This window comes from Streptomyces mutabilis (assembly GCF_046628145.1).
Lineage (GTDB): Bacteria > Actinomycetota > Actinomycetes > Streptomycetales > Streptomycetaceae > Streptomyces > Streptomyces mutabilis.
The window spans coordinates 1,984,427-1,996,846 of sequence record NZ_CP176874.1 but is presented as its reverse complement, the minus strand read 5'-3'; the positions used below and the strand labels follow the sequence as shown (position 1 = coordinate 1,996,846).

Here is a 12,420-nt window from a genome sequence, read left to right as displayed (position 1 = left end):
GACACAGGGGGAAGGCGATGACGGCCGAGCTGACGCGGGGACAGAACCACCCGCTTCCCCGGGCCCGCCTGGAGATCCGGGTCTCGGCCGGCACGCCGGTCGTGGCCGGGGCCACGCTCGGCGACGAGAACGGCAAGGTCCACGGCGTCGAACGGGTGGCCCACCCGGGCACACCCACCCTGCCGGGGCTGGAGGTCTCCCGGCAGGCCGCCGCCGACCACCGCCTCGCGGTGGACCTGGACGCCGTACCGGACGCCGTGCACCGCGTCAGCGTGTTGCTCGCCCTGCCCGCCGGAGGGCCCGGCCCGGCCCGCTTCGGCTCCGTGGCCGCACCCTTCGTCGCCGTCACGGGCCTCGACGGCGACGAGGTCGCCAGCTACACCCTCACCGGCCTGGAGGCAGAGTCCGCCGTCGTCGCGCTGGAGCTCTACCGACGCCAGGGCGCCTGGAAGGTGCGCGCCGTCGGCCAAGGCTACGCGGGCGGCCTCGCCGAGCTCTTCACCGACCAGGACCTGCCCGAGGCCCACCGGCTCGCCGGGGACATCCAGGACGCCGTGGCCCGCGGCCTGGCCCGTTCGGTGCCGGCGCCTCCTGCCCGGACCGCCGACGGCGACCGTTCCCGGCCCGCCACCGCCCCGGCGCACGACTCCGGCACAGCCGCACCCCAGGGCGCCGGCGGAGGCGTGCCGTCCACGGCGCCGTACGACACCCAGGGCACGCAAGGACGGCAGACACCCGCAGCCCCGGGACAGCAGACCGGCCCGCAGCCCCCGCAGCCGTACCCGAACGCCTCGGGAACACCGGGGGACTCCTCCGCAACCGGCCGGCCGTCCACGGCCACCGGCGACGGCCCGATCGACTACAGCCACCCCCGCCGGCAGCACGGCGCCCCGCCCCCGCCCCCGCCGGCCGCGCCCCCGGCCGCACCCGGGCAGCCCGCACCGCCCGTCGCCGGTGACGCCACCGGCTGGTCCATGGAGGAGCGGCTCTACAACCAGGTCTGGGGCATGTTCGAGGACCTTGCCCGCACCGCCGCCGCCTACCGCAGTGCCGTCGACTTCGCGGACTCGCGCATGGAGAAGGAGCTCGACCAGGTCCTGTCCGACCCGCGCAACCGGATCGGCGGGCAGGGCGAGGCCGCCCGGGAGCAGGCCCGGGCCCGGCACGGTCAGCTCGTGGCACAGGCCAGGGAAGCCCTGGACCGGGACGTGGCCCAGCTCGAGGCCGAGGCCGAGGTCGTCGAACCGGCCCTGCCGGCCGCCTACGCGCGCTGGGACAACCCCGTCTGGCACGCCTACCGCGTGCCCATGGAGATCCCCATGGCCCTCAGGCTGGGCGACCTCCATCTGTCCGAGGCGGACCGCATACGCATCCCGATGCTGGTCCGGCTGCCGCTGGAGCGCGGCCTGTGGATCGACAGCGGACGTGCGGCCTCGCTCGACGGTTCGTTCACCGACTCGCACGAGATGCGGCGCCTCGGCCTGGAGACGGCGGTCGCGCACGCGGCCCGGCTGCTCGCCGTCTACCCGGCGGGCGAGTTCACCGTGCACGTCATCGACCCGGCCGGGTCGGGGACCCAGGCGCTGGCGCCCCTGGTCGAGACCGGCGTGCTGGCCGCCCCGCCCGCCCTGGGCGCCGCCGGGACCGCGGACGTGCTCGCGCGCCTCACCCAGCGCGTCGACCTGGTGCAGATGGCCTTGCGCGGCGGTGCTCCCGATGCGCTCCCGCCCGGTCTCGACACTTCCCAGCAACTCCTGATCGTCAACGAGTTCCCGCACGGCTTCGACGACCGTGCGGTGAACCAACTGCGCTATCTCGCCGACGAGGGGCCGGCCGTCGGCGTCCACCTGCTGCTGGTCGCCGACCGCGAGGATTCCGCCGGGTACGGGCCGCTGCTCGACCCGCTGTGGCGCTCGCTGCTCCGGCTGACACCCGTGGCCGACGATCACCTCGCCGACCCGTGGGTGGGCCATGCCTGGACGTACGAGCCCCCGCTCGTCCCGCCCGGCAGCCAAGTGCTCCGACAGGTACTCACCCAGGTCGCCGCCGCACGCCGTTCATGGATCCGGTAAAGGCGCCTGAACTGGCGTTTTGAGCTTTATTTGCAATTCTCTTTACCTTCCCTTGGGGAATGGGGTACTGTCGTCCGTACGGAGGGGAGTACTCCCTGCCAACTACTGCGGCGTACCCGTCAATACGGATCAGGCCAGATCCCGGGGCGTCGGCCCGCGGGTTCCGGACGCGTCACGCGTCCCGGACACCCGGGGTGGAAGAGACCTCCGGCAGCGACGACGCTGACATCTGCCGTGTGACGTACTGCCGGAGGCGTAGTGGAAGTTTCCGTGACCCTGTGGGTCCTGACCATCGTGGGCCTCGCAGCCCTCATCGCCGTCGATTTCTTCATCGGCCGCAAGCCGCACGACGTATCGATCAAGGAAGCCGGGATCTGGACGGTCGTCTGGATCGCCCTCGCGGGACTCTTCGGAGTCGGTCTGCTCGTCTTCGGCGGCGGCCAGCCCGCCGGTGAGTTCTTCGCGGGCTTCATCACCGAGAAGTCCTTGAGCGTGGACAACCTCTTCGTCTTCGTCCTGATCATGGCGAAGTTCGCGGTGCCCTCGCAGTACCAGCAGCGAGTGCTCCTCATCGGTGTTCTCATAGCCCTGGTCCTGCGGGCCATCTTCATCGCGGCCGGCGCCGCGATCCTCGCCAGCTTCTCGTGGGTCTTCTACCTCTTCGGCGCCTTCCTGATCTGGACCGCCTGGAAGCTCATCCAGGAGGCCCGGGCCGACGAGGAGGACGAGGAGTTCGAGGAGAACAAGCTCCTCAAGGCCGCCGAGCGCCGCTTCGGTGTCGCCGACCGGTACCACGGCACCAAGCTGTGGATCGAGGAGAACGGCAAGCGCATCATGACCCCGATGCTGGTCGTGATGCTCGCGATCGGCACCACCGACGTGCTCTTCGCGCTCGACTCCATCCCGGCGATCTTCGGCCTGACCCAGGACCCGTACATCGTCTTCACGGCCAACGCGTTCGCCCTGATGGGCCTGCGTCAGCTGTACTTCCTCATCGGCGGCCTGCTGAAGAAGCTGGTCCACCTCTCCTACGGACTGTCGATCATCCTGGGCTTCATCGGCGTCAAGTTGGTGCTGCACGCCCTGCACGAGTCCGGGGTCCACGTGCCCGAGATCAGCATCCCGGTCTCGCTCGGCGTGATCTGCTCCGTCCTGATCGTCACCACGATCACCAGCCTCCGGGCCTCCAAGAAGAAGGCCGAGGCGGACGCCGCGGAGACCCGGAGCGACGACGCCCCGAAGGACAGCATCGAGGCCTGACCGGCCGGCACCTGCTCCGGCGGGGTGCTGGAGCGACCAACCACCGGGAGCGGCGGGCGGCAAGGAGCCGCCCGCCGCTCTCCGTGCGGGCCGTGGGCGGAGGCCGGGACCGGGTGCTGTCCCAGGAACCGGTCGATCGCCGGACGGGCGGAGCGTCAGTACGTGACGATGACGCGTCGGGCGGGCCCGTCGACCCGCACGGTCCCCCCGTACGGGATGACGACCTGCGGATCGGTGTGGCCGAAGTCCACGTCGAAGACGATCGTGGCCTCGGGGGCGTAGTCCCGCATCGCACGCAGCACCGCCTCGCGCTGCTCCGCCGCGTACCGGGCGCTCTCCTCGGGGCCGTTGGGGTGCCCGAAGGACCAGGTCTTCGGGCGGGCCATCAGCAGGGCGGAGAAGCGGCCGAGCAGCCCGCGCTCGCCCATGTTGCGCAGGGTACGGAAGACCTCCGCCGCGCTCGGCATCTCCTCGGAGGTCTCCAGGAGAAGCACGCCCCCGTCGTACTCCGCCGGGTCCCGTGCGATCTCCCGGTCGGCCATCAGCAGTGAGCCGAGGATCTCCAGGCAGCCGCCCCAGGTGCGTCCCTCGACCACCCGGTCGGCGTTCACCCAGGACCAGCCCGAGCCGGGCCGCGTCGAGGGCTCCGAGTCGAAGGTGGCCGGGTCGGCCCAGTCTCGGTCGATGTCGTTGAAGCGTTCGGCGGGCCGCAGCTCGTACGGACCGGAGGTGAACAGTGCCGCGCGCAGCGAGTCGGCGGTCTGCGGGTGCATGGCGCCGGGCCGGCCCAACTCCACCATGACGCTCGCGCCGTGGTAGCCGACGATTCCCGTGTTGCGCAGGTAGGCGAGCAGGTTGGTGTTGTCGCTCAAGCCGAAGAACGGCTTCGGATCGGCCCGGATCAGTTCCCGGTCCAGCAGCGGCAGCACGGTGATCTGGTCGTCGCCGCCGATCGACGCGATGACGGCCTTGATCGTGGGGTCGGCGAAGGCCGCGTGGATGTCGGCGGCCCGCTCACCGGGCGTCGCGCCCATCTTCCGGGTCGCCGGATACTCGACCGGCTCCAGGCCGAACTCGTTGCGCAGCCGTTCCAGGCCCAGCTCGAAGGGGAGCGGGAAGAGTCCCGGCAGTCCGGAGGAGGGGGATATCACCGCGACGCGGTCGCCGGGCGAGGGCTTGGGCGGATAAGCGATCATCGTCATGGACGGAGGGTAGGGGCGGCCGGGCGGCCGGCGCACCGTGATAAACCGGGGACCGAGCGGCGGCCGCGCAAGGACCACCGCGCCCCGAACGGACCGGAGGAACCGTGCCCCGCACCCTGGCCAACGCCCCGATCATGATCCTGAACGGCCCCAACCTGAACCTGCTGGGCCAGCGCCAGCCGGAGATCTACGGCTCCGACACCCTCGCCGACGTCGAGGCGCGGTGCGTGAAGGCGGCGGAGGCACACGGCGGCACGGTGGACTTCCGCCAGTCCAACCACGAGGGCGAACTGGTCGACTGGATCCACGAGGCCCGGCTGAACCACTGCGGGATCGTGATCAACCCCGCCGCCTACTCGCACACGTCCGTCGCGATCCTGGATGCGCTCAACACCTGCGACGGCCTGCCGGTGGTGGAGGTCCACATCTCCAACATCCACCAGCGTGAGTCGTTCCGGCACCACTCCTACGTCTCGCAGCGCGCCGACGGCGTGATCGCGGGGTGCGGTGTGCAGGGCTACGTGTTCGGCGTGGAGCGGATCGCGGTGCTGGCCCGCACGGGGCTGGCCCAGGCCTGAGGATCCGGGCGGGGCGGCCCAGGCCCCCAGGCGCCGGGGCCGCCGGTCGAGGGCGGGATCGGAGGACCGGCGGCCCGTGCCGCGCGGGACCCGGCGTCCTGCGCGGGGCGTTCTCCAGTTGACCGTGCCGTCCCCGCGGGCCGGGAGCGCGCGCAGCCCCTCGGTGTGCGCGAAAGCCTCACACGGGGTGCGTACGGGGGCCGGGCGCCGGGCACTTGCCCTCCGCGCCGGGGCACGGCGGCCCGAGCGCCGGGGTCCTGCACTGCGCGCCGGGAGCCGGTCGGCCCCGTCGCGCCGACGGGCTCACCAGCCCCGCGCGCGCCACTCCGGCAGGTGCGGCCGTTCCGCGCCGAGCGTGGTGTCCTTGCCGTGCCCGGGGTAGACCCAGGTCTCGTCCGGGAGCACGTCGAAGACCTTGGTCTCCACGTCGTGGATCAGGCTCGCGAACGCCTTCGGATCGTCATGGGTGTTGCCCACACCGCCCGGGAAGAGACAGTCCCCGGTGAACACATGGGGATGTCCGTGCGGGTCGTCGTACACCAGGACGATGGAGCCCGGCGTGTGCCCCACCAGGTGGCGTGCGGTGAGTTCAACCTGTCCGACGCGGATGGTGTCGCCGTCGTCGACCGGGACGTCGGTCGGCACGGGAATGCCCTCGGCATCGTGCCGTCCGGCGTGCGTGCGGGCCCCGGTCGCCGCGACGACCTCGGCGAGCGCCTGCCAGTGGTCGCCGTGCCGGTGGGTGGTGACGACCGAGGCGATGCCGTCGTCGCCGATCGTGCCGAGCAGCGTGTGCGCGTCGTTGGCGGCGTCGATCAGCAGCTGCTCGTCGGTGGCCCGGCAGCGCAGCAGATAGGCGTTGTTGTCCATCGGGCCGACCGCGACCTTGGTGATCATCAGGTCCTTGAGTTCGTGCACGTCGGCGGGTCCGCCGACCCTGACCTCTCCGCTGTACGTCATGGCCGCCAGCCTAGCGCCGGGAGGCGGCCCGCAGGCCGCCTCCCGAGGGGCTACAGCGGAGGCAGCGAGGGCAGGGGGCCGCCCTCCACCGTCAGCGCGGAGCCCGCACGGCGTCCGGCGAGCCAGCCGAGCAGGTCGGCCGGGCGTCCGGTGACGGTCACCTCGGGACCGCCGGCCTCCCGGCCCGTGCGCCACGCGCGCGTGCCGTCCGTGAGCCGGGTGGGCGCCACGTCCCGGTGCCCGGCGAACCGCGCGGCGAGGAAGTCGGTCTCCCGCTCCGTGAACTCCGCCGGAAGATCCTCCAGCTCGTACCCGATGCCCAGGTCGACGTGGTGCAGCTCGACCTCGACCCACCGCCGGAACGGCACCCGGGAGGCGGTGTCGGTGACCCCGTTGCGCAGCTCCACCGTGCGGGACCAGTCCGCGGGGGCGGCGCAGACGTCCTGGAACCGCGCAGCACTCTCGCGCACGTCGGCGAGCTGGACGTCGAGGGGCCGCGGGGCGTCCCGCTCGATGTCGGCGTCCCGGACTTCGCCGGAGACGTACATGGGACGTCCTTCGAGGACGTTCACGAGGGCGTCCGCGTTGCGGGCGAGGTGGGCGAGGACGTGGCCGCGGGTCCAGCCGGGAAGCCGTGACGACTCCGTCACGGACGCGTTGTCCAGTTTCCCGACCTCGGTGAGCAGCCGCTCGGTAGCGTCACGTACAGACTCCAGGTCATGAGCGTGATCAATCATGGTGCTGACCTTAGACCGCGCCACACCTTCGGGTGAAGGTTGTGGACGCCCCCCGCAATTCGAATGCACGTGCTATATGGTCGGAGGCGGCGTCGGGCATGCTGGGAAGTCGGGGTTTGTTGACAACCGGTGAATCCGACCGGCGTTGTCAGTGGCTCCCCCTAGTCTGAGAAAGACGGGGGCCTCGCCCCTGTCACTTCTCTCAAGAAAGGTGCGGACCGGCGTGGCCGACCGTCTCATCGTCCGTGGCGCGCGCGAGCACAACCTGAAGAACGTCTCGCTCGACCTGCCTCGTGACTCGCTCATCGTCTTCACGGGTCTGTCCGGGTCGGGCAAGTCCTCCCTGGCCTTCGACACCATCTTCGCCGAGGGTCAGCGGCGCTACGTGGAGTCGCTCTCCTCCTACGCCCGGCAGTTCCTCGGCCAGATGGACAAGCCGGACGTCGACTTCATCGAGGGACTCTCCCCGGCGGTCTCCATCGACCAGAAGTCGACCTCCCGCAACCCGCGCTCCACGGTCGGCACCATCACCGAGGTCTACGATTACCTGCGCCTGCTCTTCGCGCGGATCGGCAAGCCGCACTGCCCTCAGTGCTCCCGGCCGATCTCGCGCCAGTCGCCGCAGGCCATCGTCGACAAGGTCCTGGAGCTGCCGGAGGGCAGCCGCTTCCAGGTGCTGTCGCCGCTGGTGCGCGAGCGCAAGGGCGAGTTCGTCGACCTCTTCTCGGACCTCCAGACCAAGGGCTACTCCCGAGCACGGGTCGACGGCGAGACGATCCAGCTCTCGAACCCGCCCACGCTCAAGAAGCAGGAGAAGCACACCATCGAGGTGGTCGTCGACCGCCTCACGGTGAAGGACTCCGCCAAGCGCCGCCTCACCGACTCCGTGGAGACCGCCCTCGGCCTCTCCGGAGGCATGGTCGTCCTCGACTTCGTCGACCTCCCGGAGGACGACCCCGAGCGCGAGCGCATGTACTCCGAGCACCTGTACTGCCCGTACGACGACCTGTCCTTCGAGGAGCTGGAGCCCCGCTCCTTCTCCTTCAACTCGCCCTTCGGCGCCTGCCCCGACTGCTCCGGCATCGGCACGCGCATGGAGGTCGACCCCGAGCTGATCGTCCCCGACGAGGAGAAGTCCCTCGACGAGGGCGCCATCCACCCCTGGTCGCACGGGCACACCAAGGACTACTTCGGCCGCCTGATCGGCGCCCTCGCCGACGCGCTCGGCTTCCGGACGGACATCCCCTTCGCCGGCCTCCCGCTGCGCGCCCGCAAGGCCCTGCTGAACGGGCACAAGACCCAGGTCGAGGTCCGCTACCGCAACCGGTACGGGCGTGAGCGCCGCTACACCACGGCCTTCGAGGGCGCGATCCCGTTCGTCAAGCGCCGGCACAGCGAGGCCGAGAGCGACGCCAGCCGCGAGCGCTTCGAGGGCTACATGCGCGAGGTGCCCTGCCCGACCTGTGACGGCACGCGCCTGAAGCCCCTCGTCCTCGCGGTCACGGTCATGGGCAAGTCGATCGCCGAGGTCTCGGCGATGTCCATCAGCGACTGCGCGGACTTCCTGGGCGAGCTGAAGCTCAACGCCCGCGACAAGAAGATCGCCGAGCGCGTGCTGAAGGAGGTCAACGAGCGGCTGCGCTTCCTGGTCGACGTCGGCCTGGACTACCTCTCACTGAACCGCGCGGCCGGCACCCTCTCCGGCGGCGAGGCCCAGCGCATCCGCCTGGCCACCCAGATCGGCTCCGGGCTCGTGGGCGTGCTCTACGTCCTCGACGAGCCGTCCATCGGCCTGCACCAGCGCGACAACCACCGGCTGATCGAGACCCTCGTCCGGCTGCGCGACATGGGTAACACCCTCATCGTCGTCGAGCACGACGAGGACACCATCAAGGTCGCCGACTGGATCGTCGACATCGGCCCCGGCGCCGGCGAGCACGGCGGCAAGGTGGTGCACAGCGGCTCCCTGAAGGAGCTGCTCGACAACGCCGAATCGCAGACCGGTCTGTACCTGTCCGGCAAGAAGGCCATCCCGCTGCCCGACATCCGGCGCCCCCGCGACCCGGCCCGGCAGCTCACGGTGCACGGCGCCCGGGAGAACAACCTCCAGGACATCGACGTCTCCTTCCCGCTCGGCGTCTTCACGGCGGTCACGGGCGTCTCCGGCTCCGGCAAGTCGACCCTGGTCAACGACATCCTGTACACCCACCTGGCCCGCGAGCTGAACGGCGCGCGCAACGTGCCCGGCCGACACACGCGCGTGGACGGCGACGACCTCGTCGACAAGGTCGTCCACGTCGACCAGTCGCCCATCGGCCGCACCCCGCGGTCCAACCCGGCGACGTACACCGGCGTCTTCGACCACATCCGCAAGCTCTTCGCCGAGACCACCGAGGCGAAGGTCCGCGGCTACCTGCCCGGCCGCTTCTCCTTCAACGTCAAGGGCGGCCGCTGCGAGAACTGCGCGGGCGACGGCACCATCAAGATCGAGATGAACTTCCTCCCGGACGTCTACGTCCCGTGCGAGGTCTGCCACGGCGCCCGGTACAACCGGGAGACCCTGGAGGTCCACTACAAGGGCAAGTCCATCGCCGACGTCCTGAACATGCCGATCGAGGAGGCCACGGACTTCTTCGAGGCGGTCCCCGCGATCTCCCGGCACATGAAGACGCTCAAGGACGTCGGCCTCGGCTACGTCCGGCTCGGCCAGTCCGCGACCACCCTCTCCGGCGGTGAGGCGCAGCGCGTCAAGCTCGCCAGCGAGCTGCAGCGCCGCTCCACCGGTCGCACGGTCTACGTCCTGGACGAGCCGACCACCGGCCTTCACTTCGAGGACATCAGCAAGCTGCTGACCGTCCTGTCCGGCCTGGTCGACAAGGGCAACTCGGTCATCGTCATCGAGCACAACCTCGACGTGATCAAGACCGCCGACTGGGTCGTCGACATGGGCCCCGAGGGCGGCGCCGGAGGTGGCCTGGTGGTCGCCGAGGGCACGCCCGAGCAGGTCGCCGCCGTGCCCGCCAGCCACACCGGCAAGTTCCTGCGGGACATTCTCGGCGCCGACCGCATCAGCGACGCGGCCCCGGTGAAGGCCCCGCGCAAGGCGGCGGCGAAGACGGTCGCGGCGAAGGCGTCCGCCAAGAAGACCACCACCAAGGCGGTCACCGGCACAACGGCGAAGAAGGCCGCCACCAAGGCCGCCAAGCCCGCCGCGAAGAGGACCACGCGGACGACCAAGGCCTGAGCCGAGCCGGTACCTCACCGGACGCACCGACCCGCCGGGCCCCACGGACGATCCCGTGAGGCCCGGCGGGTCGTTCACGCGGTCCGGGACCCGCGTCGTTCACGAGGCCGACACGCACCACGACCGCTCAGGCCCGCACCGCCGGGCGTCAGGCGGCGATCTCGTGCGCGTACGGCGGCTCCGCGCCCGCCCGCGAGCAGGTGACCGCCGCCGCGCGGGCGGCGAAGCCCAGCAGCCCCGCCCAGCCTTCCGCCCCCAGCCCGGACACCGCCTCCTCACTGAGCGCGTCCCGCACCGCGAGGCCGTGCAGCAGCGCCGCGTTCACCGTGTCGCCCGCGCCGATCGTGTCGACCACGGCGACCCGCTCGCCCGCCACCGCGTGCTCGCCCCCGTCACGGGTGTACGCCGTCATCCCGGCGCCGCCGCGGGTGACGACGACCGCCGCCGGACCCGCCGCCAGCCACTCGCGGGGGCTGCCGCCGAGCCACTCGGCGTCCTCGGCGGACAGCTTCAGCAGCGACACCGACGGCAGCCAGCTCTTGAACCGGGCCCGGTAGGCGTCCGGGTCCGGGATCAGCCCGGCCCGGATGTTCGGGTCCAGTGCCGTGAACACGCCCCGCGCGGCCGTCTCGCGCAGCAGCTCCTCGTAGGCGCTCGCCCCGGGCTCCAGCACCAGCGAGCAGGTCCCGAAGGAGACCGCCCGGGTACCGGACGGCAGCGCGGCGGGCACCGAGAACAGCCGGTCCGCCGTCCCTTCCACGTAGAAGGAGTACGCGGCCGAGCCGTCCGCGTCGACCGAGGCGACGGCGAGCGTTGTCGGCTCGGCCCCGCGCTGCACGGGCGACACGTCCACGCCGGTCTCGCGCAGCCGGTCCAGCAGGGCCGTGCCGAAGGCGTCGTACGACACCCGGGAGCAGAAGGCGGCGGGGGAGCCGAGCCGGCCCAGCGCGACGGCCGTGTTGTACGGCCCGCCACCGAGCGCCGGCCGCAGCGCGGCGAGGGCGCCCGTGCCCTGCGGTACCAGGTCGATCAGGGCCTCACCGGCGACGACGATCACGGGAGTGTCCTTTCGTGAGCCAATTCGGGGGCTTGCTCGGGCTGCTCGGGGCAGCCGCACGAGGTGCGGTGGACGAAGGCGCTCGGCAGCCGCACGGTCCGGGCGGGCCGGTCCGGCGCGGCGAGGCGTTCCAGCAGCATCTCGACGGCCCGGGCGCCGAGCTCCCTGCTGGGCTGCGCCACGGCCGTGAGCCGGGGGGAGAAGAGGTCCGCCCAGGGGAAGTCGTCGAAGCAGCACAGGGCGAGGTCGCCGGGCACGGACAGACCGCGGTCCCGCAGGGCGCGCAGCGCTCCGATGGTCATCGCGTTGTTGGCGGTGACCAACGCGGTGGGCGGCACCGCCAGGGACAGCAGGGCGGCCGTGGCCCGTTCCCCGCCGGCCGCCTCGGAGTCGCCGTGGACCAGGAGCCGTTCGTCGTGGGGCAGCCCGGCGGCGGCGAGGCCGTGCCGGTACCCGGTGATCCGCTCGCGCGTCGTGCTGAGCCCCGGGCGACCGGCGACCAGGCCGATCCGGCGGTGACCGAGCCCGGCGAGATGGGTGACCAGCCGGGCCGTCGGCTCGGTGCCCTCGGCACAGACCTGGTCGAAGTGCGGAGCGCCGTCGCCGACCGGGGCGTCCACGACCCGGTCCAGGAACACGGCGGGAACGCGGTGGCGGCCGAGGTAGGCGACCAGAGCGCTCGGGTCGGCGGAAGGCGCGACGATCATGCCGTCCACGCGCCGCTCGTGCAGCAGCCGGACGACCTCGCGCTCGTGTCCGGGGTCGTCGTGCGGGTCGGCGATGAGCAGACCGTAGCCCTGTTCCAGGGCGGCTGCCTCCACGCCCTGGAGGATCTCCGTGAAGTACGGGTTGCTGATCGCAGACACCGCGAGCCCGATGGAACGGGTACGGGAGGTCACCAGGGAGCGGGCGAGGGTGTTCGGGGTGTAGCCGAGTTCCTCGACGGCGTCGAGCACCGCCTGACGGGTGTGGGGGAGAACCGGACGGGTGTCGTTGAGCACGTGCGAGACGGTCGCCACGGAGACCCCGGCGCTCCGCGCGACATCGGCCATGGTGGGCATCGACGGGCTCCCCTCTCCGCGTACGGCCGCGTGGGCCGCCCCATTCCGCGTACGGCCGCACCGGCCGCCGCACCGCACCGCACTGTGCGTACTGGCCGGGACCGTACCTCATCCGCAGCGGGCGCGTAAGCGCTTGCGCAATCGTTTGCGCGACCCGCTCCGCGGGCCGCCTCGGGCCACCGGATCCGCCCGGCCCGCCCCGCGACCCACCCCGCGGGACGGCTCCGGCCGCCGGATATCGTCGCCCTG

General features: G+C 71.8%; 9 protein-coding genes. 4 read left to right on the top strand and 5 right to left on the bottom strand.

Going from position 1 to position 12,420, the window contains the following annotated elements; all coding sequences use genetic code 11:
• The first annotated feature begins 17 nt into the window (after positions 1 to 17).
• Together ACLIN4_RS08825 and ACLIN4_RS08820 are read left to right on the top strand one after the other, a co-directional pair.
• Positions 18 to 2,072, top strand: coding sequence for a TerD family protein (locus ACLIN4_RS08825; RefSeq protein ID WP_411575643.1), 2,055 nt, complete (start codon positions 18 to 20; stop codon positions 2,070 to 2,072).
• A gap of 258 nt (positions 2,073 to 2,330) precedes the next feature.
• Positions 2,331 to 3,332, top strand: coding sequence for a TerC/Alx family metal homeostasis membrane protein (locus tag ACLIN4_RS08820; RefSeq protein ID WP_107478325.1), 1,002 nt, complete (start codon positions 2,331 to 2,333; stop codon positions 3,330 to 3,332).
• Between the two features lie 155 nt (positions 3,333 to 3,487).
• On the opposite strand, the gene ACLIN4_RS08815 is transcribed toward ACLIN4_RS08820, so the two are convergent.
• Entirely contained in the window at positions 3,488 to 4,534 is a 1,047-nt protein-coding gene (locus tag ACLIN4_RS08815) for a S66 family peptidase (protein WP_411575642.1), read from the bottom strand.
• 104 nt (positions 4,535 to 4,638) lie between these two features.
• On the opposite strand from ACLIN4_RS08815, the gene aroQ reads away from it, so the two are divergent.
• Positions 4,639 to 5,112, top strand: a complete 474-nt coding sequence (gene aroQ / locus ACLIN4_RS08810) for a type II 3-dehydroquinate dehydratase (protein ID WP_411575641.1) — start codon at positions 4,639 to 4,641, stop codon at positions 5,110 to 5,112.
• 303 nt (positions 5,113 to 5,415) lie between these two features.
• Here the strand turns inward: aroQ and ACLIN4_RS08805 are convergent, their stop codons facing one another.
• On the bottom strand, positions 5,416 to 6,072 hold the full coding sequence (locus ACLIN4_RS08805) for an MBL fold metallo-hydrolase (protein ID WP_100047798.1): 657 nt from the start codon (positions 6,070 to 6,072) through the stop codon (positions 5,416 to 5,418).
• A gap of 50 nt (positions 6,073 to 6,122) precedes the next feature.
• Entirely contained in the window at positions 6,123 to 6,809 is a 687-nt protein-coding gene (locus ACLIN4_RS08800) for a maleylpyruvate isomerase family mycothiol-dependent enzyme (RefSeq protein WP_411575640.1), read from the bottom strand.
• A 223-nt stretch (positions 6,810 to 7,032) separates the two neighbouring features.
• Here ACLIN4_RS08800 and uvrA point away from each other — a divergent pair, with 223 nt between their 5' ends.
• The gene (uvrA, locus tag ACLIN4_RS08795) at positions 7,033 to 10,053 is read left to right on the top strand and encodes an excinuclease ABC subunit UvrA (protein WP_107478321.1); all 3,021 of its coding nucleotides are present in this window, start codon (positions 7,033 to 7,035) and stop codon (positions 10,051 to 10,053) included.
• A gap of 148 nt (positions 10,054 to 10,201) precedes the next feature.
• Here uvrA and ACLIN4_RS08790 read toward each other — a convergent pair whose 3' ends face one another.
• Both ACLIN4_RS08790 and ACLIN4_RS08785 read right to left on the bottom strand, forming a co-directional pair.
• Entirely contained in the window at positions 10,202 to 11,110 is a 909-nt protein-coding gene (locus tag ACLIN4_RS08790) for a carbohydrate kinase family protein (protein ID WP_269958339.1), read from the bottom strand.
• Positions 11,107 to 12,171, bottom strand: a complete 1,065-nt coding sequence (locus tag ACLIN4_RS08785; RefSeq protein ID WP_289910909.1) for a LacI family DNA-binding transcriptional regulator — start codon at positions 12,169 to 12,171, stop codon at positions 11,107 to 11,109. Before ACLIN4_RS08785 ends, ACLIN4_RS08790 begins: the two co-directional genes overlap by 4 nt.
• Between the last annotated feature and the right edge of the window lie 249 nt (positions 12,172 to 12,420).

Bases quoted from the DNA above. Each gene is read 5' to 3' on its own strand.
- ACLIN4_RS08825 (WP_411575643.1), top strand. From the start codon at position 18: ATGACGGCCGAGCTGACGCGGGGACAGAACCACCCGCTTCCCCGGGCC.
- ACLIN4_RS08800 (WP_411575640.1), bottom strand. From the start codon at position 6,809: ATGATTGATCACGCTCATGACCTGGAGTCTGTACGTGACGCTACCGAG.
- ACLIN4_RS08815 (WP_411575642.1), bottom strand. From the start codon at position 4,534: ATGACGATGATCGCTTATCCGCCCAAGCCCTCGCCCGGCGACCGCGTC.
- ACLIN4_RS08785 (WP_289910909.1), bottom strand. From the start codon at position 12,171: ATGCCCACCATGGCCGATGTCGCGCGGAGCGCCGGGGTCTCCGTGGCG.
- ACLIN4_RS08805 (WP_100047798.1), bottom strand. From the start codon at position 6,072: ATGACGTACAGCGGAGAGGTCAGGGTCGGCGGACCCGCCGACGTGCAC.